This window comes from Lysinibacillus fusiformis, from assembly GCF_016925635.1.
Taxonomy (GTDB): Bacteria; Bacillota; Bacilli; order Bacillales_A; family Planococcaceae; genus Lysinibacillus; species Lysinibacillus fusiformis_F.
This window is the reverse complement of the sequence record NZ_CP070490.1, coordinates 2,566,215-2,591,754: the sequence shown is the minus strand read 5'-3', so window position 1 is coordinate 2,591,754 and position 25,540 is coordinate 2,566,215. Positions and strand designations below refer to the sequence as shown.

Sequence of the window (25,540 nt, the reverse complement as noted above, 5' to 3'; positions counted from 1 at the left end):
CATTCTTATTTATTCATTTTACTTGCTAACCAAAAGCCTACCGTTAATGAAAACGCGTCGATTACAAAAATAATAGGTGGGGATGTATAGCCTGCATATACAGAGGCGGCGATTAGTGCAATGGCTAATAACAATGCAACATAGCGATTATACGTAATTCTAGTGAATAATAACACCAGTATGGCTGGTATAAATAACGCTAACATCATTTTCCCAAAAACGTCCATTATACTTCCCTCGGCTCCGCAAGTAATAACCCAATACGGTAATGATCATTGCTATAAATCACATGCTGCGTTAAACGTAATTCATTGTTTCGGTCTAAAACCTCTAAACGACAATGAGCTGCATTTAATTGCAGAGCCTCATATAATTCATTTTCTGTAAAAATGGACACACCATTTACTTTGCGTATACATTCCCCTGCCAGTAAACCCATTTTCTCTGCAGGTGAATCAGGAAGAACCGCTGCGATAATAGCACCTTTCGTACTTGGCGCAACTGCATAATGATCTGTTTTGTCCTGCTGTGCAAAGTAAATAGCAATGATGATACGGATAATTGCACCAACAGCAAGTGTGATGAAACCAATCAATGGTTCAAAATATGCAGCCAGTCCTCCTACTAAAATAAGCTGTCCTAGTAAAAAGACAGGTCGCCCAATTTTAGCATACGTTAATGCTGGTAATTCCTTTCTAGTCAGCTTTGCAAAGCCAATGACAAGAGGAAATAACACGAGTGCAAAGCTACTATGACCTATCGTAAACTGAGGCCAGTATGGGAATATAGCTGAAATAGCATCACCTGGAATGACAAAGAAAATAGGTAATACCCATACATTTCTTGAACGATAGACAATTGCCTGCATACCCCGCTTCGTTTTCTCAATGCAAGGTGTTGTAACCTTCATCGCCACACGTCGAATTAATAGTCCTTCTGCAATGACACAAAGGCCCGCAAGAATGGTAATTGTAACAATGGCGCCATCCTCTAAATTGACACCAGCTAATGAAATTTTCCACCAAGAAAAGGTCCAATTGTAGTAGGACATTCCCCATATGGCCAGTGTGGCAATACCCATTGTCACAATAGGTGACATTGCGTTCATGACATATAAGACAAGTGCTACTATAGAAACTGTTGTTAAAATGATTAAAAATTCTTTTGGTACAGTAAGCCCTGCTCCAATACCGATAAGAGAAATAATTAGTGCATAGAGCCACCCATCTTTCCATTGGCCGATTAACTCTGTCCAGCCCCAAATAATTCGTCTATTAAAATATTTACGCTCCTGTTTTACACGACGATAACCTAACATAATAGCAAATATTATGACTATATACAGTAATGGGTTAAGTAAAAAGCGGCCAATCGCTGTTACAATTTCTATCAAAATCTCACTAACCATACGAACACCCGCCATTTCTATCTTGAATACTATGAATTTATTGTATCAAACGACTACACGCTTGCGTAGTACAAACTCATAGAAAGCTTTATATTATGGTATTTTTGTTCTTTCAGCCAGTTTTATTGTTCAATGGTGTGCAGTAAAAAACTAGTGGCCATTTGGAATTGCTGGTCATTTTGACGATCGGCTTTAAAATCTTTTAACGTTTCATTTAAACTATTAAAGAAAGTTGTATCCATATAAAATTCATCTTCTGCTAGCTTTAATTTTTTCTGTTTGCGATAAAGGTTCACAGCCTCTGCGGTTGTTTCATCCAAATAGCCATCTAAACGATCTATTTGATAGCCTAGTTTCTGTAAGGCATTTTGTGAATAGGAAATCTCCTCACTCATATCACCCACTTTAAACTTACCTGTTAGTGGATGAAGTTGAAAAGCAAATAATTCATTTTGTTCAATCATTAAACTTGCTTCAATGCCCTGCCCATGAATCCATTCGCGTTTTGGTGTTAGCCATTTATTGGTTGATAATTTAAGTTCACCACCGTTGGAAAGCTCCCAAGATTCTTGTACAGTCCCTTTTCCAAAGCTTTTAACCCCAACAAGTGAAGCGCGTCCCCAGCCTTTTAAAGCACCGCTTAATACTTCACTAGCAGATGCACTACCTTGATTTTGTAACACCACAATGGGAATTTTATTCATCGTTTCTATATATTTTTCATCGAAGCCTTTTGTTTGTGTTTTTAATGGTTCCATAGCACCTTCCGCATTTTGCATATATGCAAATACTTTGCCATTGTCCAATACTGTGCTCAGTAGCGCTGCGACGCTATGTAAATAACCACCTGGATTATCCCGTACATCGATCACAATTCCTTCCACATCTTTACGAAGCAATTTACTCGTTTCTGCTACCCATTCATTGGCCGTTTTTTCACCGAATAATGAGATTACCACATAGCCAATGTCTGTATCCTCTACCTTCACAACCTCACTAGTAACCGTTTTATTAGAAATTGCTGCGCGCTCCATCGTCATCTTAATATGCTTATCTTCACTTGGACGATAGACAACAATGGTTACTTTCGTTCCCTTTTCACCTTGAATTAAATGCATTAATTCACTCATCGTTTTTCCATCTATTCGTACCCCGTCAACTTGTACAATTTCATCGAGTGAACGCATGCCTGCTTTCTCTGCTGGTGATGAACGAACAGGTGACACAACGATAAACTTCCCTTTATTTTCCGTTAGTTCAATACCTATGCCTACTCGTTCCTCAGCCAACATTTGCCGATGTTGCTCAGCCTCTTCCTTGGAGTAATACGTGCTATAAGGATCTTTAATGGCATCAGCCATACCACGAAGAGCCCCCTCCACCAATGCATCCTTCTTTGTACTATATACTGATTTTTCTTCAATGATTGTCATAGCCTCACCAATAGTATCAACCTCCGTAACAGGCTCCTTTTTATCGCCAATATTAAACCAATCAAAGTAAATACCACTGCCCACCACCAAACTACTAAGTAGGACTCCGACACCGGCTGTTAATTTGCGCAAATCTTCCCTCCTCCGTCTCTTTTACTGTATGACTCTATTTTTTCAAACATACAAAATTACCTTTCAAATTTATGAAGAGAGAATATTGCATATTACTCACGCATGTTGTTGTTGTTGATTCGAGGGTATTCACTTTAGTTCCGCGGATATTCACCTTGACTTCGCGAGTATTCACCTTGGCTTCGCAGGTATTCATCCTTGCTCCGCGGGTATTCACCTTGGCTTCGCGGGTATTCACCTTGGCTTCGCGGGTATTCACCTTGCTTCCGCGGGTATCCACCTTGCTTCCGCGGGTATCCACCTTGCTTCCGCGGGTATCCACCTTGCTTCCGCGGGTATCCACCTTAGCTCATGGAAAATAAAAAAATCTGCTCGTTTCTACTATAGAAAACGAGCAGATTTTTTATGAATCAATCTAGTGCATCTACATAATCATTTAACATATCCACGTCCATTGGTCCTCTGATTGCACGTTGGATATAGCCGTTGGAATCAATAAAATAAGTGGTTGGAATCGTGATGACTTGATAATTTAAGCCAGCCTCATTGTCTGGGTCCAATAAGATGGGGAATGTTAGCTCAAAGCTATCTCTAAATGTCATCACAGTGTCCACTTTAGCATCGGCGGTCACATCACGTTCGGCATCTGTTAAATTGACCGCTATGATTTCAACGTTTTTTTCTTTAGCATATTCATCGTAGAAGCTTTGCATATGCGGCATCTCAGCCTTACAAGGTGGGCACCATGTAGCCCAGAAATTTAGTACAACTTTTTTTCCACGCAAATCACTTAATGTGATATCTTCCCCGTCTAAGCTTGTTAAGGTAAAATCAGGCGGGATATCTCCTTTTCTTAAGCCCGTCTCTAGCTCCTCCATATCCTTACCAAGAGCTGATTTTTCAATGGCACGTTCTTCGTCAATTTGTTGTTTTACATATGTACCAATCATCGCAACCACTAATAGCACAACAATCAGTAGCCCAATATTTTTTTTCATTCTTTACCTCCCACATTGATTCGTTCATGCTGAATGGTTAATCCCAAACAAAGTAGTATTACACTAATAGCCACAGCTGTTTGCCATATACCAAGTGGCTGTAAGATAGCCACTATTAAATAGCTAACTGTATAGAGGAATAAAGCTTGTTTCATCGCTGCTAATTTCCATAATATGACGAGCGTGACTACACTTAGCACAACTAATGTTATAACTTCACTCGTTGTGTTATTGTCATTGAGTAGCACAACAAGCATTTGATAAATGGATTGCGTTAAAATAATGGCCCAGCTACAGGCTGTCATATCTTCTCCCTCAAGCTGTAGCCTATTTCTCCTTCTCCATATTTGCAAGGATGCTACGATGACGCCAAGATAAACACCAATTGTTCCGCCATTAAAATAAAGCACCGTAATTGGATTGCTTACAACAGTCTTGAAATCAGTTACAAGCAAGCTCAGCTTCCAAACAATGATAAACGTAAAAATGGCATCACTATATAGCTCAGACCACTTTTTAGAAAATTGTAGGCGCAAGATAAGCCATACAATAAAAAAGGTAATAAGTAAAGCGACTGCGGTAGCTGGTAAAGTTAATGTACGGATCGAGTACCACTCTGTATTGATCACCCCAATGAAACCTCCTCCGAAAGCATAGCATAGAACCTTTTTAAAATTAGAATATTTCACACTGTTTTAAGAAAATCTTCAGAAATAACAACAATTAAAATACCCCACTATGTATAGAATCATCATAACATCAAACAGAATCTTATAGTAGCAATGAAACTTTTATTGGAATATTTCGTAAAATGATAAAAAGGGGGAGGAATTATGCTTTCAAAGCGACTTATACTATGGATCGCCGCTATTTTTCTCGGCATTAGTATACTGATGCTGTATACAGAATATCGAACGAAGGATTTGCTACATGATTTTTTACCTAATAAAGATCTTGAAGAAATATTAAATAAAATGGCGATATGGGAAGTGGACAATGGTACCAATAAAACCTTAGCCATTATCAATCGTGACGATCCACGATTAGATGATATGCGTTTAGCCTTAAGCACTTGGGAAGTAAAAAGAACCTTATTAAATAACAAACAAGCTGATGTTGTCTATCAATTGGATATTACTTATTATGACAATACATTAAAAATACTGTTCTTCCAGAATGGCTTATTGGCTATTGATGGGCAAACCTATAAGCTGGTGAATGGTGAAACACTAGATGAAATATTAAAGGCTATACACTAGAAAACATTAGTGTATAGCCTTTATGTTTACAATGGAATATATTTCAGTGGATTAACGCTGCCGACTGCTTGTCCTTTCCAAGCACCAATATGCACTTCAAAGTGTAAGTGTGGGCCAGTAGAGCGACCTGTACTACCCATCGCTGCTATTTGATCACCTTGTGATACTTCTTGTCCTACACTAACATTAAACGCACTTAAATGTGCATAAACAGTTGTATAAATTTGTCCATCGATAGAATGCGTCAGAATGACAACATTACCATACGAGCTAAGTGGTGCAGCGTAAGAAACAACGCCATCTGCTGCTGCCCATATTGGTGTTCCTGTTGCATTTGCAAGGTCAACACCATAATGGAATTCAGGGCCTGCTCCAAGATTTCGCCAACCATATGGTGATGTTAAGCGACCATTCGTCGGTTTAATCCAAGTCCCATTTGATTGAGGCGCATGGACTGTACCACCAGATGATCCGCCACCATTGTTGGCAGCAGCTGCAGCCGCGGCCGCCGCTGCGGCTGCTTTACGTTTCGCCTCTTGCTGACGCGCAATTTCAGCCAAACGATTTTGTTCAGCAATAATTTGATCTTGTAATTCCTGACTTACTTCCAAAGCTTCTGAGTACTCTTTTTCAAGTAATACCTTTTCTGATTTCAGTTTTTCTTGCTCTTTTTCTAATTGGTCGACTAGTTTATTTTTCTCAGCTTTTTGGCTATCTAATGATGCTTTTAATCGTTCAAGCTCAGCTTTTTTGTCTTCCAAGTTTTTACGTTTTTCTTCGATAATTTGCTTTTGCTCTTCTAATTTTTGTTTATCATCTTTTTGATCTTGGATAATTTGTCGATCTGCTTCCAATAATGCATTAACTGCAGAGAAACGATCAATAAAGTCTACAAAACTATTAGAGCCTAGCAATACATCTAAATAACTAACAGAGCCTCCTGCTTGAATTGCACGTGCGCGTTCTTGTAACAATAAATCGCGCTCTTCAATTTTATGCAAAAGCTCTTCGATAGACGCTTCTAACTTTTTAATTTCCTCATTTGTTGCCCGAATATCTGCTTGTACCTTTTTAATATTACTATTGGTTTTGTCGATTTCAGCGTTCAATGCTTGAATTTGATCTAAGATTTTTTGTTGCTTTTCTTGATTAGCTGTAATGGCATTTGATTTATTGCTAATAGATGAATTTAACTGATTCTTCTTTGTTTCAACTTGTTTCTTTTCTTCTTTTAAATCCGATAAACTTATTGCATATGCTGATGGAGTTTGGATAAAAAGAATTAGAGCAGACGCTGCTGCAAGTGTTTTCAATGTTTTTTTCGCCTTACTTTTCACCGATTGAACTCCCCTTCGACTATTCTTTTTCTTTTTCACAAATATCCGTTGTGACTAAATTTTTAAAAACTTACGAACTGACATGAAGCTTCCCCAAATACCAATAAGTACACCAATAAGTAACAGAAGACCGCTTACCTGATACACAAGTGGAGAAAAATCTAGTAATTGAATAAGCTCACCTTGTAAACGTGGTGCAATAATTTTATATATATTGTGGTAAAGGGTTGTGACAACCGCAATCGGAATAATTGAACCTAAAATTCCGAGCCACATACCTTCTAATAAGAATGGGATACGCACGAATGAATTCGTAGCCCCTACAAGTTTCATAATTTCTATTTCATCACGACGAGCAATAATCGTTATACGAATAGTATTCGAAATTAAGAAAATCGCTGTAAATAATAACCCTAAAATAAGTACGATTCCTACATTACGACTAATATTTAAGAAGTTAAATAGTTTTTCAACTTTTCCTTCGCCATACATCACGTCATATGTATACTCATATTTATCAATGGCTTTCGCAACTTTTGCTGTTTGCTGTGGATCAGCAGCTTTTACATAAATTACATTACGTAAAGGGTTACTTTGTTCAAATAGTTTAAAATCATCACCGAAGTCTTTTACTAGCTTGGATAACTCGTCTTCCTTAGTGGAATAAGTCATCTCGGAGACACCAGGCAATTTTTTGACTTTTTCGATGAGTGCTTTTTCCGCAGCTTCATCTGCTGTCTCATCAATTAACACTTTAATTTCGACATCATTTTCTAAATCCGTTGCTACTTTATTTAAATTCATCATAATAAGCGCAAAAACGCCTACTAGTATGAGCGTAACGGTTACGGCACTGACAGACGCAATGGTCATCCAGCTATTTCGACCAAGTGATTTAATACTTTCACGGAAGTGGCGCTTTACTGTACTAAATTTCATAGCCGTAATCACCTCCGTGTTCATCACGGACAATTAAGCCGCCTTCAATTGCGATTACACGACGACGAATCGTATTCACAATTTCACGGTTGTGGGTCGCCATTACAATGGTTGTCCCACGTGCATTAATTTCCTCAAACAAATTCATGATTTCCCATGATGTTTCAGGATCAAGGTTCCCTGTAGGTTCGTCAGCAATCACCACTTTGGGAACATTGACGATGGAACGAGCAATCGATACCCGTTGCTGCTCTCCGCCTGAAAGCTCATTTGGAAACATTCTTGCTTTATGCTTTAATCCAACTAGTTCTAACACTTCCATAACCCGACGTCGAATTTCATCTGGCTTTTCCTCAATTACTTCAAGCGCAAACGCTACGTTCTCATAAACGTTCAAACGAGGTAGTAATTTGAAATCTTGGAAAACTACGCCAAGTTGACGACGCAAAAAAGGGACCTTCTTATTTTTTAAAGTTGCTAAATCAATACCATTGACAATGATTTGTCCTGATGTTGCCTTTTCTTCACGGTACATCAATTTAATAAAAGTAGATTTACCTGCCCCACTTGGACCGACTACATACACAAATTCGCCTTGCTTTATATTAACGGAAATACCATTTGTCGCAACAACACCGTTTGGGTATTTCTTTGTCACATTTTTCATTTCTATCATGATTAAACCACCTAAAACTCTCATCTATGTAAGAGGTATTTCTTTTACTATTATAGCACTCTATTTCTGTTTTTTTATTACAGTTTCATTTCAATCCGTGGCAGTTCCTTCTATTTCGTTCTTTCCTTGCCATTATCCTTAAGAAAATGACAAAAATAAAAACAAGATTCGCCTATATATGCAAGGTCGAATCCTGTTTGATAAGAACAAAGCACTCAAGCCTAAATTAGCTTGAATGCTTCTCCTGTTAAATTTGTTGTTCATCCGTTGTTGTGTAACGCACTAAAACGGCACCTGTTTTCGATTCACCTTCGATAAATAGGCGATTCGCATTTTCTACTTCTTTGTCAAAGCGGACTACTTTGGATAAGAATTGATCTTGTGACTCCATTTTGGAAACATCCTGAATACCTACATCCACTTTGCCAAAATTTGTTACCACTTTGCCGCTCAATGAAATTGTTCGCGGGACATATAATTCCACGGCTCCAGCAACTGTCTGAGCTTTAATTTTAGAGGAGTTTGTTGAGCATGTTGTTACGACTACATGTCCATTGACTGACTTAGCTTCAACTTCATCCAGAGCACCATCCAAATAAACACGTCCATTCAATGTTTCAGCCTCTAAATCCTTACCTCGAACATTCGTTAATTCAATGGAACCATTAGAAGAATCCACTTCCGCTTTTCCAAAATTAAACTTCGTTCCTTTAATAGCGCCGTTTAACGTTTTTACTTTTAATTCTTCAAATGCTGTATCCTGTAATGAAACACTACCGTTCATTAGACGAACAGATAATTTTTCAAGTTTATCCTTAGGTACTAACACCTTCACATTGACTTGAACAAGCTTTAATTGGCTCAAAATACGAAGAGATTGCGCTTCCTCTTTCACAACAAATTGCTCTAAAAAGTGATTGCGTGTTTCTTCTTCACTATCGTTCATCAAAGGTGCCTTCACCTTGCAGATCACTTGAATAGTGTCGCCTTCACCAGATTCCAATGAGAAGTTACCATTTGGTAATTCAACGATAATATTGTCTACATCGGCTGCAGCAACTTCTTCTGTATGTGTAAACTCAATTTTATCTCCAAATGGAGAAGCTACATCAAATTCCTTCACTTTTTTAACAGCTGTATTCATCATATCCATAAAAAGAGAACCGATTTGCGTTAAATCCTTACGAAAATCTTGCATTTCATCTTGGAAGTATTTCATAAAATCATCTTTTTTCTTGTCACCATCTTTTTGTTTTTCTTCAAATAGTGACTCTTTTTCAGTTGAAAAGGATTGCGTCTCTTTCGACACATCATTCATAACATGTTGAGTAGACTTGCCAGGTTGCTCTAATGCTTCTAATAATGTAATCGCCTCTTGTGCCGAAATTGTTCCTTTTTCTACAAGTTCTAAAATTCGTTGACGTTCATTTTGCATAAATAAATAGCCTCCCTCAGTTCGTTATACTATTTATACGATTCATCATGTGAAAAGTTTCACTGCAAAATTGAATAAATTGGGTCTTTTCAATACAAAATCATTGGTATTTTACCTATTACAAATTATGTCACTTGTTTATTAGATCGGTTTTTCTTTGAATAAAACGGGGTCCTCACTTTTTGGATCACTTCTGAACTCTGTTTGAGCGTGTTCTTCTCCTTTTAGATCACTTCCGGCCTCTGTTTGAGCGGGTTCTTCTCCTTTTGGATCACTTCCGGCCTCTGTTTGAGCGGGAACCTCACTTTTTAGATCACTTCTGAACTCTGTTTGAGCGTGTTCTTCTCCTTTTAGATCACTTCCGGCCTCTGTTTGAGCGGGAACCTCACTTTTTAGATCACTTCTGACCCCTGTTTGAGCGGATTCCTCGCATTTTGGATCATCTTTCAATCTGGATTGAGCGGCTTTCTCCACTTGAAGATCACCTTTCAATCCAGATCAATCATTCCCATTCGAATGTAAATCCATTAAGATTTAGAAGCTTCTGCTAGCAATGCATCCATTCTCATACGATCTCGTTCCAGAATTGGTTTTAAGTATTTTCCTGTGTAGGAGCCAGCAACTTCTACTACCTCTTCAGGTGTACCAGTTGCAACGATCGTGCCACCTTTGTCTCCACCTTCTGGACCTAAGTCGATGATATAATCAGCTGTTTTAATCACATCTAAGTTATGCTCAATAACTAATACCGAATCACCGTTTTCAACAAGACGCTGTAACACGACAAGTAATCGAGCAATATCATCGGCATGTAATCCTGTCGTTGGTTCATCCAAAATATAGAACGATTTACCTGTGGAACGTCGATGTAATTCAGAGGCTAGTTTTACACGCTGCGCCTCACCGCCCGATAAGGTTGTTGCTGGTTGTCCTAATTTCATATAGCCCAAGCCCACATCGACAATCGTTTGTAGTTTACGTTGAATCTTTGGAATATTTTCAAAGAACACTACTGCATTTTCAATCGTCATATCGAGAATATCAGCAATACTCTTATCTTTATACTTCACTTCAAGTGTTTCACGGTTATAACGTTTGCCGTGACATACTTCACATGGTACATAAACATCTGGAAGGAAATGCATTTCAATCTTAATAATGCCATCCCCACGACATGCTTCACAGCGACCACCCTTGACATTAAAGCTAAAGCGTCCTTTTTTATAGCCTCGTACCTTGGCTTCATTTGTTGCCGCAAAAACATCACGAATATCATCAAAAACACCTGTATATGTTGCTGGGTTTGAACGAGGTGTACGCCCAATTGGTGATTGGTCAATATCGATTACTTTTTCAAGCTCATCAATGCCCCTCACTTCTTTATGCTCGCCAGGCTTGACCTTTGAACGATTCAGCTTCTGTGCCAATGATTTATATAAAATTTCATTAATCAATGTAGATTTCCCTGAGCCAGACACCCCTGTCACTGCAACAAATAAGCCAAGTGGAACATCTACTTTGACATTACGTAAATTATTTTCCTTAGCACCTTTAATGGAGAGCTTTCGCCCATTTGGTTGGCGTCTTTCAATTGGCAATGGAATAAACTTTCTACCGCTTAAATATTGTCCTGTTAAGGATTTTTCATTATTCATAACTTCCTGTGGTGTACCGGCTGCCACAATTTGACCGCCATGGACACCTGCTCCAGGTCCTACATCGATAAGATAATCGGCAGCAAGCATTGTATCTTCATCGTGCTCTACGACAATCAACGTATTCCCAATATCACGCATATTTTGTAACGTGCTAATCAGACGATCATTATCCCGTTGATGCAAACCAATCGAAGGCTCATCTAAAATATAAAGGACCCCCGTTAATCGTGAACCAATTTGCGTAGCAAGACGAATACGTTGCGCTTCCCCACCAGATAATGTACCTGCTGCACGACTCAATGTTAAATAGTCTAAACCAACATTAACAAGGAAGCCCAATCGTTCTTCAATTTCTCGTAAAACCAATCGTGCTATTTGCATATCCTTTTCAGTGAGATCAAGCTCTTTGAAGAATGTGTCCGCTTCCTGAATCGAATATTGTGTAATCTCACCAATATGCTTATCGGCTACTTTCACTGCTAACGTTTCAGGCTTTAAACGATAACCTTTACATGAAGGACAAGCTTGCTGTGCCATGTATTTTTCCATTTGCTCACGAACATAATCGGATGTTGTCTCTTTAAAACGTCGCTCAACATTGCGCACAACACCTTCAAATTCAATCATTTGATCTCGCACATTACCAAATTCATTTTCATAATGGAAATGTATTTTGTCTTTCCCAGAGCCATATAAAACCTTATCCATCTTTTCCTTTGGCAAATCCTTCACAGGCACATCCATTGGGATATCATAATGATCACATACAGCTTTCAGTAATTGTGGGTAATACTGAGAGCTAGTTGGTTCCCACGGTGCAATGGCATGCTCTAATAAGGAACGATCCCAATCAGGCACCACTAAATCTAAATCCACCTCTTGCGTTGAACCTAAGCCATCACAGCTTGGACAAGCACCGAATGGACTATTAAATGAAAACATACGAGGCTCTAACTCACCTATAGAAAATCCACATAATGGGCAGGCATGATGCTCACTAAATAGTAACTCTTCATGTTCCATCACATCGACAAGTACACGTCCATCTGCCAAACGTAAAGCCGTTTCTAAAGAATCACTCAGACGAGCAGCAATCCCTTCCTTCATGACAACACGGTCCACCACTACTTCGATTGAATGCTTTTTATTTTTATCAAGTTCGATAGCATCATCTAAATCACGTAATTCCCCATCAATTCGGACACGAACAAAACCTTGTTTTTTTAAATCTTCTAGCAATTTAACATGGGTTCCCTTACGTCCAGAAACCATTGGTGCAAGAAGTTGCATTTTTGTTCTCTCTGGATAAGTTAATAAACGATCCACCATTTGCTCAATCGTTTGGGAAGTGATTTCTATGCCATGATTTGGACAAATCGGTTTACCAATGCGTGCATAAAGTAAACGTAAGTAGTCATAGATCTCCGTTACCGTACCTACAGTAGATCGTGGGTTACGACTTGTCGTTTTTTGGTCAATGGAAATAGCAGGCGATAAACCTTCTATGGCATCAACATCTGGCTTATCCATTTGCCCAAGAAATTGGCGGGCATAGGCGGAAAGGGACTCAACGTAACGACGTTGGCCCTCCGCGTAAATTGTGTCAAATGCTAGAGAAGACTTTCCTGAGCCTGATAAACCTGTTAATACAACTAATTGGTCACGTGGAATTGTGACATTGATATTTTTTAAATTATGAGCACGTGCGCCTTGCACGACAATTTCAGTATTTTTCACAAGTCATTCACCCTTCTACCTTCAATTCAAATATTGTATCTCGCAACTCAGCCGCACGTTCAAAATCAAGCGCTTTTGCTGCTTCCTTCATTTCTACTTCTAGGGAAGCCAAGAGCTGTTCTCTTTCCGCCTTTGTGAGCTTTTTGCCTTTTGTTGCCTTTGTTACATAGGATTCCTCTTCTTCTGCTACTTGTGTTGCACGAATCACATCTGGGATTTTCTTAATGATCGTTTGTGGTGTTATGCCATGCTCCTCGTTATAAGCCATTTGTAACGCACGGCGACGTTTCGTTTCATCAATCGCCTTTTTCATCGAGTCTGTTACATGATCTGCATACATAATGACATGACCATTCGCATTACGAGCAGCACGACCAATCGTTTGAATCAATGAACGCTCTGAACGTAAAAAACCTTCTTTATCAGCATCTAAAATCGCAACAAGGGACACCTCAGGAATATCAAGACCTTCACGCAATAGATTAATACCAATTAGTACGTCATACGTTCCTTTTCGTAGTTCACGGATAATCTCTATACGTTCTAGTGTTTTAATTTCAGAATGTAAGTATTCGACTTTTAAGCCCATTTCCTTCAAGTAGGCCGATAAATCCTCGGACATTTTCTTCGTTAACGTTGTCACTAAAACCCGTTCATTTTGTGCAATCCGATCTTGAATTTCATCAATTAAATTATCGATTTGCCCTTCAATAGGTCGCACCTCAATTAACGGATCCAATAATCCAGTAGGTCGAATAATTTGCTCAACCATTTCGGGTGTGTGCTCCAGCTCATAAGGACCTGGTGTGGCTGATACATAAATGGCTTGATGCACTCTTTTTTCGTATTCTTCAAAACGTAGTGGACGGTTATCAAGTGCTGATGGCAAACGGAAACCATGTTCTACGAGTACACCTTTACGTGCTTGGTCACCATTGTACATGCCACGAACCTGAGGCAGTGTGACGTGACTTTCATCGACTACAAGCAAAAAGTCATCTGGGAAATAATCTAGCAATGTATAGGGAGTGGCACCTGCTCCACGCAATGTTAAATGACGTGAATAGTTTTCAATCCCTGAGCAAAAGCCCATTTCACGCATCATTTCTAAATCATAACGTGTACGTTGTTCTAAACGCTGTGCCTCTAGTAATTTATCTTCTGATCGTAATAAGGCAAGTCGTTCCTCTAATTCTTTTTCAATGTTTTCAATTGCTTTACGCATTTTTTCTTCTCGTGTAACGAAGTGGGATGCTGGGAAAATAGCAACATGTTCTCGATCCGATAAAATTTCTCCCGTAAGTGCATCTACCTCACGAATGCGATCAATTTCATCACCGAAAAATTCCACGCGAATACAATGCTCATCACGAGAGGCTGGGAAGATTTCTACTACATCTCCACGTACCCGAAATGTTCCGCGTGTAAAACTAATATCATTTCGCTCATACTGAACGTCTACAAGCTTACGCAGTAGCTGATTACGTTCTATTTCCATACCTGTGCGAATGGAAACAACCATTTCTCGATATTCTTCAGGGGAACCTAAACCATAAATGCAGGACACAGATGCAATAATAATGACATCCTCACGCTCAAATAATGCAGAAGTAGCAGAGTGACGCAGCTTATCAATTTCATCGTTAATGCTAGAATCTTTTTCTATATAGGTATCTGTCTGCGGTACATAAGCTTCTGGTTGGTAGTAATCATAGTAGCTGACAAAGTATTCAACGGCGTTATTTGGGAAGAACTCTTTAAATTCACTATATAACTGGCCAGCTAATGTTTTATTGTGTGCCATGATTAGTGTTGGTTTTTTAACCTGCTGGATGACATTAGAAATGGTAAACGTTTTACCTGTTCCCGTAGCACCAAGTAATGTTTGATGACGTTTGCCTGCATTCACACCCTCCACTAATTCCGCAATGGCCTGTGGCTGATCCCCATTAGGCTGATATGGCGCTTGTAAATCAAATGTTAGCACTCATGCCCCCGTCCTTTCCTTCCAATTTGTACATATATTTTAGCATAGCAATATTAAAATTTCGAACATTTAACGAACGAATGTTTGTAAAAATTTTTTTCATCTCTAAAATTTGTAATGAATAACCATACGGCCAATTTAACTTGTCACTCTTATAATAGCCGTTTTAACAGGTTTTCAAGCTTCATGAGGTTCCTTATTTAGGAGTGACGGTTATTACTTTTGGAGCGGCTTTCACTCTTTTAGGAGCGGAGTCCTGTGCTTTTGGAGCGGTTATCGTGCAGTTACGAGCGGGGGGCGTCACTTTTAGAGCGGTTATCTCACCTTTATGAGCGGGATCCGTCTCTTTCGGAGCGACTCATTCCTTTTTATGAGCGGGGATCCATGCCTTTGGAGCGACTCTCTCTCTTTTTGGAGCGGGGCACATACCTTTAGAGCGGCTCTCTCTCTTTTTGGAGCGGGAACCTTCACTTTCGGAGCGACTCTCACTTTTTTATGAGCAGAGTCTCAAACTGTTCGAATGAAAACAAACACTCTTCACATCCCCCACAACTATTTTCAAAGTCAAAAAAATCCCGCTCTCCAATAGATGTGGAGAGCGGGTTCGTCAATATGATTCATCTTCTGTTTGCTGTAAGGAAATTAGTTCGGATGCGTATTGATAAAATGCGTTTTCATCTTTTTCATCGAGTGCTCTATCTATCAGAACCATGAGCTGCTCTTGCCGATGCATACGCTGGATACGATTTAAAAATAAATCTAAATAAATCTCGTTTAATAATTTCTCTGCCTCATCAACTTTTTTTGACTGACCAACGGCTTTTAGAAAATCTGTATACGAATAATATTTATCCAACGATCTCACCTCGATCCTTTTCTAAATTATATGAAAATTGAAATTAAAAAGCAATGCTTACGAATCGAAAATATCTTGGATTAGCTCTAAATCACGTGACATTTAGAGCAAATTCTCTAAGCATTTCGTGCTTTTCTGAACGATTTTCAACTTTTTCATCTAATTTATGAAAGTCATTTTCTGTTCTACACTACCGTTATTACTAGAAAAAAGGAGGCACTCCCTATATGACAACTAATTTTGTAAATGGCTACTTAATTTCATTCAACACTTATTTACTGCAACCCATTCAGCATGATTCCAAAGTATTCACGCATGTGATTGATAAGCATAATGAGCTGATTGTTACGCGCAAACCGATGCATGTCCTTCGAAAATCCTGTATCTCATTAGGCTCCACCTATGAAGCCGCAAAACAATCGGCTAAGCGTTTCTTCGGCAATCAACACAAGTTACCAGTCGTCGTGGCCTTTGATTACGGTTATCCCTGTATTTTTTTACCAACTTATTCACCAAGCTCCATTCACAATATATGGATTGGGCTTCATGCAATTATCAATATTACACCTAGTGAAATGGGGTGTACTGTAACGTTAAAAAATAATAAACAAATTGAACTACCTATTCGATATGCATCCATTAGTAAACAATTTCTTAACGCATCTATGCTTTATAAATATTACATGAATGAACGAAAACAGCTTAGCCAAGATGCACCCTATCATCCGCCCTTTTAACAAAAAATTCCCCAAGAGCATCTCACTCTTGGGGAATCTGTGTATTAATTTATTTTTGAACGTAAATAAGCATTAATAAATGGATCTAAATCGCCATCCATCACTGCGCCCACATTACCTGTCTCTTCATTTGTACGATGATCCTTTACCATCGAGTATGGGTGGAAAACATACGAACGAATTTGAGAGCCCCAGCCTATTTCTTTTTGTTCACCACGTATTTCATCTAGCTGTGCCTGCTGTTTATCAAGCTCTAGTTGATATAGCTTCCCTTTTAACATCGTCATCGCTTTTTCACGGTTTTTAATCTGGGAACGCTCAGCTTGACATTGTACGACCGTACCAGTAGGGATATGCGTAATACGAACGGCAGAATCTGTCGTATTAATATGCTGACCACCCGCACCTGTTGCACGATACGTATCAATTTTTAAATCCTCTGTACGAATATCGATTTCAATATTGTCGTCGAACTCTGGCATAACATCGCAGGAAACGAAAGACGTATGACGGCGGCCAGACGAATCAAATGGAGAAATACGTACTAGACGATGGACACCCTTTTCTGCTTGTAAATAACCAAAAGCATTGTGACCTTTAATCGACAATGTTACAGATTTAATCCCAGCTTCATCTCCAGGCAGATAGTCTACCGTTTCCACTTTAAATCCGCGCTTTTCCGCCCATCGCGTATACATACGTAAAAGCATTGAACCCCAATCCTGTGATTCCGTACCACCAGCTCCAGGATGCAGCTCTAAAATGGCATTGTTTTGATCATATGGACCACTTAACAGCAGTTGCAGCTCAAAATCAGCTATTTTTTGTTGGAATTCGGCTAGTTCTTTGCCTAGCTCTTCCTGCAATTCTTCGTCTGATTCTTCACGTAAAAGCTCCAGTGTCATATCTAAATTTTCATGCGTTTCCACTAAATCTTTATATTCATTGGCAATGGCTTTTAGGCTATTGCCTTCATTGATAATCACCTGTGCACCTTGCTGATCATCCCAAAAGCCTGGCTCTAGCATCATTTCATCTAGCTCCTGAATACGTGCCTCTTTGTTTTCTAAGTCAAAGAGACCCCCTAAAGTCCACCAATTTTTTGGCTGTAGTGTCTAACACATTGCGTACATCTGCTAATTCAATCATCGTTAAATCCTCCGAACGTTAGTCATGGAGCTAACACTTCATTCACAAAGCCCCGTATCTTTTTATTATAACGTTTTTACAAAGGAAAACATACTATCTAGCAGATGTTTTATGGTATTAAGTCAACTATCTTGCGTCTCGTCCTCCACCATATTCTTGGCAAGACGTTGAAATACTTTCACACGATCATACTGAACAAGTAAATATTTTGTTCGTTTCTCTAGTCTATATTTTAATAAAAAAGCTCTTTGAATTCGAGACTCTAACGCATTAACACTGACATCCACAATAAATTCCTTGCCATTCATAAAAGTGACCTTTGTCCTCTTTTTATCCACAGCGTTATATTCATCAATATGATGGACAGCGAACCAAATACATTCGGGATGTAGAGGAGATCTACTAGGGAACCATAGAATATTACATCGTTCATCCACCACTATAGGATTTTTATTAAGCTTGCCTAGAATCATTTTCGAACCATCGAATGCTCCTCTTAAACTAGAACCAAAATAACGCAGATTAAAGTCCAATAATTTCGTGGGTGGTAGCGTAGATATATACTCATTATTTTTCTCATACACCTGCGTACATAAATTTCCAAAGGAATCATACACAGGCATATACATCATTGTTTCACTATTCATAATATCTTTTTTATGCATCTATAGTCCCCCTTTATACATTTTATGTTGCTTCCAGTCATAATAAAAAGGAATATACCAATATCCGTACATTCCCGATATTTTCAACGAGTAAGATTGCTTGAAATTTTTTTCAACACACCTACCCATTTCTCCAAGAAACCTTCTTGAAAATCCCGATCCTCCTTAAGTCTTGGTCTTATAATTAATAATTTAGGATAATAATAGGATAAAAAAACTTGTACTATATGCCTATTATTACAGCTATTGTATACCCATATTTTTCAATTGTCTATAAATTCTGACTTTTTAATGCTAAAATTTCTTCAATTTTGAGTTATTTTAAAAAGAAAAAATCATTTTAACACGTAGTTAAAATGATTTTTTCATCTAGATATTATTGAGCCGTACCATGACAGTTTTTAAATTTCTTACCGCTTCCACATGGACATAAATCATTACGGCCAATGTTTTCAGCCTTACGAACTGGTTGCTTTTTCGGAGCAGAGCCACCTTCTTCTTTCGGATTAACAGCCTGCCCCTTCGCCACCTCTTCACGCTCAAGATTATTGCGGATTTCTGCTTTCATCGCATATTTTGCTACATCCTCACGAATAGAGGCTACCATATCCTCAAACATCGCAAAGCCTTCTTGTTGATATTCACGAAGCGGATCGTTTTGACCATATGCACGAAGATGGATACCTTGACGTAGTTGATCCATTGCATCAATATGATCAATCCATTTTGTATCGATTGATCGTAATAAAATGACCTTTTCAAACTCACGCATACGCTCTGGTGTCAGTTCTACCTCTTTTTCATCATAACGAATATGAACTGCATCAGAAATCAACTGATTAATATCTTCAACAGACTTGCCTTGGAAATCAGATACTTTAAGTTGACCTTCCTCTAAAAGATTGGCTGCTACAAAGTCTTCAATTGCCTTTAAGTTCCAATCTTTCTGTTCACCTTGAGTATACAAGCTAACAATATTATCAATTGTTTCTTGAATCATAGACTCAACAAGCACACGCATATTTTCTGTTTCCAGCACATCATAACGCTCTTTATAAATAATTTCACGTTGCTGACGTAATACATCGTCATATTGTAATAATCGTTTACGCGCATCAAAGTTATTACCTTCGACACGTTTCTGCGCTGATTCTACAGCTCTCGACACCACTTTAGATTGCAATGGCTGGGAGTCATCCATACCTAAGCGCATCATCATAGACTTCATATTATCAGAGCCAAAACGACGCATTAAATCATCCTCTAGGGATAGATAGAATTGTGTAACCCCAGGATTCCCTTGACGACCAGAACGTCCACGAAGCTGATTGTCAATACGACGGGATTCATGTCGCTCTGTACCGATTACCGCTAAACCACCAATTTCGAGTACGCCTTCACCAGGTTTAATATCTGTACCACGACCAGCCATGTTTGTTGCAATTGTCACAGCACCCTTTGAACCAGCATTGGCAATGATTTCAGCTTCACGTTCATGGTTTTTCGCATTTAATACATTATGTGGAATTTTATACTTATCCAATAATCTTGAAATAATTTCAGACGTTTCAATGGCAACTGTACCTACAAGTACTGGTTGACCCGCTTGATGTCGCTCTGCAATATCTGCAGCTACCGCTTTATATTTTCCTTCCATAGTGGCAAAAATTAAGTCAGCACGGTCATCACGAGCAATCGGTTTATTCGTAGGAATAGCCACAACGTTCATATTATAAATATTACGGAATTCCTCTTCCTCTGTTTTCGCTGTACCTGTCATCCCTGCTAACTTTTGATACATACGGAAATAGTTTTGGAAGGTAATTGTTGCCATTGTCATCGATTCATTTTGAATCTCTACGCCTTCCTTGGCTTCAATTGCCTGGTGTAAACCGTCAGAGTAACGACGCCCTTTCATCAAACGACCTGTAAAACCGTCAACGATAACGATCTCGCCTTCCTGCACAACATAATCTACATCATTATGCATACTCACATGTGCTTTTAATGATTGATTAATGGCATGGTTTAAACGAACATGTGTCAAATCAAATAGATTATCGATGCCGAATGCTTTTTCTGCCTTCTCTACACCTGCATCTGTTAACGTAACACCTTTTGTTGATTCTTCATACGTATAATCTGTCTCTGCATTTAACATACGTACAAATGCATTGGACTGTTTATAAAGCTGTGCTGATTTCCCAGCTTGACCCGAAATAATTAATGGCGTACGCGCTTCATCAATTAAGATTGAGTCGACCTCATCGATCACCGCATAATGCAATGGACGTTGTACACGTTCTTCTTTATACAGCACCATATTATCACGTAAGTAGTCAAAGCCTAGCTCATTGTTTGTACTATACGTAATATCAGCCTCATAAGCAGTACGTTTTTCATCTTTTGAGAGGCTATTTAAATTAAGCCCAACAGATAAGCCTAAGAAATTATAAAGTTGTCCCATTTCAGCAGCATCACGACTCGCTAGGTATTCGTTGACCGTTACAACATGTACACCTTTACCAGTGATGGCATTCAAATAAACAGCCATTGTCGCTGTTAATGTTTTACCTTCCCCGGTCTTCATCTCTGCGATATTCCCCTCATCAAGAGCAGCAGCCCCCATGATTTGAACGCGGAATGGGTACATCTCTAATACACGTTTTGCCGCTTCTCGACAAACAGCAAAAGCTTCGCCACGAATCGACTCTAAATGTTCGCCATCAGCATAGCGTTTTTTAAATTCATCTGTTTTCGCTTGTAATTGATCATCTGAAAGCTGTTCCATTTGAGAAGCGAATCCCTCAACTTGGTCAGCGATTTTTTCTAATTTTTTTAGCTCACGTTTATTGAAATCAAATAATTTATTTAATAGGTTTGCCATGAATGTTTTTCACTTCCTATATAGATTCAACTTTCATTTTACCATTGTGTAACAGTTTCATGCAAACTGTCACCCCGGCTACATATGATTGTCATACAAAAAAAGACCCTCGCCATCGCGAGAGCCTTTGTCATCATGAAGTTTTAAGTTGTTTCAATTAAGCCATATTTTCCATCTTTACGTTTATACACAATATTTGTGCCGTTCGATTCAGCATCTGTAAAGACATAGAAATCATGTCCAAGCATATTCATTTGTAGAACTGCCTCTTCTTGATCCATAGGTTTTAAATCAAATTGCTTTGTACGAACAATTGAATATTCTTCTTCCTCTGATACTGCATCAGCGGCTGCTTGAGTAGTAGCAAAATAAAGGCCTGCACCTTCACGCTCGCGGAATTTACGGTTTACTTTTGTTTTATGCTTGCGAATCTGACGCTCTAATTTATCAACAATTAGATCAACAGCAGCATACATATCATTATGACGCTCTTCAGCACGAAGAGTTAGGTTCTTCATTGGAATAGTAACTTCCACTTTAGTTTGTTTGTCATTGTAAACCTTTAAATTGACATTAGCGTTGGCATTAACATCTTCGTTAAAATAGCGTTCAACTTTATCGATTTTGTTCTCAACATACTCTCGAATAGCTGGAGTTACCTCAATATTTTCACCACGAATGTTAAAGTTTAACATGTAAACTCCTCCTTTATAACTGCTATACTATCTATTTCTACACAAGTGTGTGAAATTCCTCTAAAATCATTCTTTTTTTTACAAAAAATTTTTATAAATTTTATAAATTATTATTTTGTTTTTTCGCTTCAGCTGCTTCCTTTTTGCGTCGAAGCTTTAGTTCTTCAACAATCAAATCTTCCACGGGTCCTTGATTATTGAAATAGATGCCGTATTGCTTGCCGTTCCCAAATGGACGACTCCAAATCACTTCTCCATAAGCGCGAACTTCTTGTGTATCCAGCACAAAATGGATATCTAATGGTGGAGGGTTTATACCTAAATCTACTTCTGTAAACATCTTTAACCCACGTGGACTAATATCCAACAAATCAGCCATAGCCGTTTGTCCATGATTGACCTTTCCATTCTCATAAATAGCAAAAGTTATTTGAATTGGCTCCTCAAATTTAAATCGGAAACCTTCTTGACGCTTAAAAATCATATTCCCACCCCAGTACTCTTTTAAACATGTTTATTGCTTTGATTATGCCATGATGCCCAACTAACAGCCACAGGGAATAAGTAACATATTTTACCGATCAATAGCCTAATTTATGACTATTTATCAATAATTTCTAGATAATTACTCTGTCACAAAGAAAAGAGACCATCTTTTGATGATGGTCTCTAATTGTGTCTAAATTTGTCCGCTGTTTCCCTGACCAAATTGCTGTTGTCGATTAATGCGAATAACTTCCTTCCACGTATCGCGAAATTCCGTCACAAATCCTTCTACTTCCTGGATAATCGCAATATCATTTTGAATATTGGCCTCTACTAAACGACTTTTCATATATTCATAGAGGGCTAACATATTTTTTGAAACTTCAATATCCATATTTAATGTTGACATTAATTCTGCAATAATAGCTTGTGATTTTTGAAGATTCGTATTTTTCTCTTCAATTGAACCTTCTTCAATCGCCACTTTTGCTTTCCCTAAAAACTTTAAAGAACCATTATATAACATTAAAGTTAAGTCACTAGGGGAAGCAGTCGTTACACTATTTTGTTTATACGTATTAAAAGCAGCTGCATTGTTAATAGCCATTAGTAAAACTCTCCTCTATTTATGCATTTTCATTTTTTTTGGTCGTAATACTTACCATCCATCACACGAACCGAAGAATAAGGATTAATATAATGTTCTTCGTTCTTCTTCGAGGACTGCATATTTTTCATATCTTTTTTTAAACTGGCCATCACAAGCTTCAATCGCTCTTGAATGCCTTGATCTAATTCTAGTAGCACCCTATGAGAGCTGTTATCTTTACTTAAAAGAACACTTTCTTCATGCATTTTTGCAATGACTTTACCTCGCTCATCTAACTCCGCATCGACTTTTTCCATATACGTACTTCTCTCTTCACCGATCGGCACATGGCTCAGTAGTTGAAATATCTTTGCTGACAACTGTAACAACTGTTGTTCTAATTCTTTCATCATACATTCACTCCCGGGCTAATTACGAAAACGTACTCATTAGCATTGAAGATTGACTATTTGCTTTATTAATCATCGCTTCCATCACACCGAATTGCTGCCAATAACGACTCTCAATTGATTGTAATTTCGTTTGCCAATCAGTCAAGCGTTGATTCACATCTTTTAAATTTTTACCTAATTCATATTGCGCTTCAGTCATCGTCGCGCGACCTGCTTGTTCATCGATATTCTTTTCCATTGTGTCCAATTCCTTACGAATTTTACGCAAGTAGCCTTCTGACGCACCTTCTCCCGTCAACAATTGAACAACTGCATCTGGATCTTCTTGTAATGCCTCTCGTAATTCCGCTTCATTAATTTCTAATGCTCCACCCGCAGTCCAGTCGCTCGAAGAAGAAATACCGATATTCTGCAATGAATTATATTTTGGGTTTATGATACTAGAATCTTTATGATACTGTAACTCACGCAAGGCAGATAAGCCACTTTGAATGATTGAATCGCCTCTTAACATCCCGCTTTTCGCCTTTTCTTCCCATAGCTTAATTTCATTTTCTTTCATTGCTTGCTTTTGAAGAGTAGTCAATGGTTTGAAATCACGATATACTTCCTCTGTTCGTTTAGTATTCAAATCTTTAATTAAACCATTATACGTATTCACAAAATCTTTAATACGGTCTACTATTTCATCTACATTTGTTGTAGCCGACATTGTAACTGGCGCAGTTGTTACAGAAGGAGTTGGTGCACTTGCATTTAAGTCACTCACTGATGATTCGGCTACATCATACGTTTGCTTGTTCATTTGTAAATTCGACTTTGCTGCCTGTGCATTTGCTAGTTTGGTACTTTCGTCATTAAACGTCGTTTGTGCAGATTGTACATCCTTTAACGACGTAAACGCTTCTGCACTACCACCAAAAATCGCTTGTTGTTCCGCTGTTAAACTATTAAAGTCACTTGTATCTGACAGTAGTTGTTGATTCTCGGTGGATAAGTTATCAAATAATTCCCCTGCTGTTGATCCTCCTACTATAAGCGAACGCTTGTCAGTCAAGTTTGTACTAGCCATATCTTTAGAATTTTGATATATTTGAATATTATCATCAAGCTCTTTTGTTAAATTTTGCATCCGGGTATTTAAATCCCCACCGCTAATTGCTCCAAAATACGTTGTTTCTAAATTATTCAATGTAGTATTCAAGGCATTTAAAGCATTATCACGCTTTTTTGTTTCCTCTTCTAACAATCTGCTATGTGCTTTATCTTCATTGAATTTTTTGTTTAAAGTTACATTAAAACCATTCAGCGTAAAGTTATTTGTAGTACGTTCTGTCGCAATCCCATTTACTTCAAAAAGTGCATTCGTACCACCCGTCGCTAAATCACCCGATGTTTTTCCTAAAAGCGAAGTAAATCCTAATTTGCCAAATACGTCTGCACCGTCTGTCACTTGTACTTCCGCACCTGATTTATTATCACCTGTATTTTTCGCGGTAATCGACAAACGACCGTTTTCAAATATTGCTGAAACACCTGCAGCACTGCTATTAATTTTACTTACAAATTCATTAATCGTCATAGTCGAATCAATTTTAATCTCGGTAGCCTTCTCCGCTAACTCACCATCTGCTTGAATTGACTTCAAAGAAATCGAATTACCTGTGATGCCTAGCGTACTTAATTTCGTACTACCTACAGCACTCACTTGTTTATCACCAATTCCACGTGCGGCTGTTGCTAAATGAGACACACTTTCAATAGACAACGAACCTACCGCAGCACTTGTCGCTTTTACGCCAACTAAGTCTACATTTGAACTTGTTGCTGCTTTAGCATTTAAGCTTTTTAAAATAAAGTTATCAGCAATATAATTATCAAAAGTTGTTAATTTCTTATTCATTTCACGGTATGCATCACGTTGCCATTCGTATTTTTGTTTTTGCTGCTCTAACTTATCCATCGGCACACGTTGAGCCACCATTAGCTTTTCTACCATTCCATCAATATCCATACCAGATGCTAATCCACCAATTCGCATTGCTGCCATACAATCTCCTCCAA

General features: G+C 38.4%; 24 protein-coding genes. 2 read left to right on the top strand and 22 right to left on the bottom strand.

The features are described from left to right. Window positions 1–5: 5 nt before the first annotated feature. From JTI58_RS12630 to JTI58_RS12605, 6 genes are all read right to left on the bottom strand, one after another. Window positions 6–227, bottom strand: coding sequence for a DUF2198 family protein (locus JTI58_RS12630; RefSeq protein ID WP_016991517.1), 222 nt, complete (start codon window positions 225–227; stop codon window positions 6–8). Then, window positions 227–1,408 (bottom strand): PDZ domain-containing protein, encoded by a 1,182-nt coding sequence (locus JTI58_RS12625; protein WP_205441332.1) that lies wholly within the window; start codon window positions 1,406–1,408, stop codon window positions 227–229. Before JTI58_RS12625 ends, JTI58_RS12630 begins: the two co-directional genes overlap by 1 nt. A gap of 122 nt (window positions 1,409–1,530) precedes the next feature. Then, window positions 1,531–2,973, bottom strand: a complete 1,443-nt coding sequence (locus JTI58_RS12620) for a S41 family peptidase (protein ID WP_205441331.1) — start codon at window positions 2,971–2,973, stop codon at window positions 1,531–1,533. A gap of 34 nt (window positions 2,974–3,007) precedes the next feature. After that, window positions 3,008–3,316, bottom strand: a complete 309-nt coding sequence (locus tag JTI58_RS12615) for a hypothetical protein (protein ID WP_205441329.1) — start codon at window positions 3,314–3,316, stop codon at window positions 3,008–3,010. Between the two features lie 67 nt (window positions 3,317–3,383). Then, a complete protein-coding gene (locus tag JTI58_RS12610) occupies window positions 3,384–3,971 on the bottom strand; it encodes a redoxin domain-containing protein (RefSeq protein WP_205441328.1) in 588 nt (195 codons plus the stop codon). Continuing rightward, window positions 3,968–4,600: a hypothetical protein gene (locus tag JTI58_RS12605; protein WP_205441326.1), complete on the bottom strand. Its 633-nt coding sequence runs from the start codon at window positions 4,598–4,600 to the stop codon at window positions 3,968–3,970. The genes JTI58_RS12610 and JTI58_RS12605 overlap by 4 nt, the downstream gene beginning before the upstream one ends. A gap of 204 nt (window positions 4,601–4,804) precedes the next feature. Between JTI58_RS12605 and JTI58_RS12600 the strand changes: the two genes are divergently transcribed. Then, a complete protein-coding gene (locus JTI58_RS12600; protein WP_243456007.1) occupies window positions 4,805–5,230 on the top strand; it encodes a hypothetical protein in 426 nt (141 codons plus the stop codon). 26 nt (window positions 5,231–5,256) lie between these two features. Here the strand turns inward: JTI58_RS12600 and JTI58_RS12595 are convergent, their stop codons facing one another. From JTI58_RS12595 to JTI58_RS12560, 8 genes are all read right to left on the bottom strand, one after another. Next, on the bottom strand, window positions 5,257–6,567 hold the full coding sequence (locus JTI58_RS12595) for a murein hydrolase activator EnvC family protein (RefSeq protein ID WP_205441324.1): 1,311 nt from the start codon (window positions 6,565–6,567) through the stop codon (window positions 5,257–5,259). Between the two features lie 54 nt (window positions 6,568–6,621). Continuing rightward, entirely contained in the window at window positions 6,622–7,506 is an 885-nt protein-coding gene (ftsX, locus tag JTI58_RS12590) for a permease-like cell division protein FtsX (RefSeq protein ID WP_205441322.1), read from the bottom strand. After that, window positions 7,496–8,182 (bottom strand): cell division ATP-binding protein FtsE, encoded by a 687-nt coding sequence (ftsE, locus tag JTI58_RS12585; RefSeq protein WP_205441319.1) that lies wholly within the window; start codon window positions 8,180–8,182, stop codon window positions 7,496–7,498. Before ftsE ends, ftsX begins: the two co-directional genes overlap by 11 nt. Before the next feature lie 247 nt (window positions 8,183–8,429). Beyond that, on the bottom strand, window positions 8,430–9,617 hold the full coding sequence (locus JTI58_RS12580) for a DUF4097 family beta strand repeat-containing protein (protein WP_205441317.1): 1,188 nt from the start codon (window positions 9,615–9,617) through the stop codon (window positions 8,430–8,432). Between the two features lie 141 nt (window positions 9,618–9,758). Continuing rightward, window positions 9,759–10,091 (bottom strand): hypothetical protein, encoded by a 333-nt coding sequence (locus tag JTI58_RS12575; RefSeq protein ID WP_205441315.1) that lies wholly within the window; start codon window positions 10,089–10,091, stop codon window positions 9,759–9,761. Window positions 10,092–10,144: 53 nt separating this feature from the next. Beyond that, window positions 10,145–13,012 carry an excinuclease ABC subunit UvrA gene (gene uvrA / locus JTI58_RS12570; RefSeq protein ID WP_205441313.1) on the bottom strand — a complete coding sequence of 956 codons (2,868 nt, stop codon included), beginning with the start codon at window positions 13,010–13,012 and terminating at the stop codon, window positions 10,145–10,147. Window positions 13,013–13,019: 7 nt separating this feature from the next. After that, window positions 13,020–14,999: an excinuclease ABC subunit UvrB gene (uvrB, locus tag JTI58_RS12565; RefSeq protein WP_205441311.1), complete on the bottom strand. Its 1,980-nt coding sequence runs from the start codon at window positions 14,997–14,999 to the stop codon at window positions 13,020–13,022. Window positions 15,000–15,606: 607 nt separating this feature from the next. Then, entirely contained in the window at window positions 15,607–15,855 is a 249-nt protein-coding gene (locus JTI58_RS12560; protein ID WP_205441309.1) for an IDEAL domain-containing protein, read from the bottom strand. 227 nt (window positions 15,856–16,082) lie between these two features. Here JTI58_RS12560 and JTI58_RS12555 point away from each other — a divergent pair, with 227 nt between their 5' ends. Beyond that, on the top strand, window positions 16,083–16,592 hold the full coding sequence (locus tag JTI58_RS12555) for a competence protein ComK (RefSeq protein WP_205441307.1): 510 nt from the start codon (window positions 16,083–16,085) through the stop codon (window positions 16,590–16,592). Window positions 16,593–16,636: 44 nt separating this feature from the next. Here the strand turns inward: JTI58_RS12555 and prfB are convergent. From prfB to fliD, 8 genes are all read right to left on the bottom strand, one after another. Further along, a protein-coding gene (gene prfB / locus JTI58_RS12550) for a peptide chain release factor 2 (RefSeq protein ID WP_431844386.1) occupies window positions 16,637–17,741 on the bottom strand; the annotation gives its coding sequence in 2 pieces (ribosomal slippage) (window positions 16,637–17,665 and window positions 17,667–17,741; 1,104 coding nt in all). 122 nt (window positions 17,742–17,863) lie between these two features. Next, a complete protein-coding gene (locus JTI58_RS12545; RefSeq protein WP_205441305.1) occupies window positions 17,864–18,406 on the bottom strand; it encodes a competence protein ComK in 543 nt (180 codons plus the stop codon). A 376-nt stretch (window positions 18,407–18,782) separates the two neighbouring features. Next, entirely contained in the window at window positions 18,783–21,293 is a 2,511-nt protein-coding gene (gene secA, locus JTI58_RS12540; RefSeq protein WP_205441303.1) for a preprotein translocase subunit SecA, read from the bottom strand. Window positions 21,294–21,436: 143 nt separating this feature from the next. Beyond that, window positions 21,437–21,988 carry a ribosome hibernation-promoting factor, HPF/YfiA family gene (gene hpf, locus JTI58_RS12535; RefSeq protein WP_004227537.1) on the bottom strand — a complete coding sequence of 184 codons (552 nt, stop codon included), beginning with the start codon at window positions 21,986–21,988 and terminating at the stop codon, window positions 21,437–21,439. Window positions 21,989–22,088: 100 nt separating this feature from the next. Continuing rightward, window positions 22,089–22,472, bottom strand: coding sequence for a PilZ domain-containing protein (locus JTI58_RS12530; RefSeq protein ID WP_205441292.1), 384 nt, complete (start codon window positions 22,470–22,472; stop codon window positions 22,089–22,091). A gap of 195 nt (window positions 22,473–22,667) precedes the next feature. Further along, window positions 22,668–23,081, bottom strand: a complete 414-nt coding sequence (fliS, locus tag JTI58_RS12525) for a flagellar export chaperone FliS (RefSeq protein ID WP_205441290.1) — start codon at window positions 23,079–23,081, stop codon at window positions 22,668–22,670. Between the two features lie 29 nt (window positions 23,082–23,110). Continuing rightward, window positions 23,111–23,476 carry a flagellar protein FliT gene (locus tag JTI58_RS12520; protein ID WP_243456005.1) on the bottom strand — a complete coding sequence of 122 codons (366 nt, stop codon included), beginning with the start codon at window positions 23,474–23,476 and terminating at the stop codon, window positions 23,111–23,113. Window positions 23,477–23,495: 19 nt separating this feature from the next. Next, on the bottom strand, window positions 23,496–25,526 hold the full coding sequence (gene fliD / locus JTI58_RS12515) for a flagellar filament capping protein FliD (protein WP_205441288.1): 2,031 nt from the start codon (window positions 25,524–25,526) through the stop codon (window positions 23,496–23,498). Window positions 25,527–25,540: the final 14 nt, after the last annotated feature.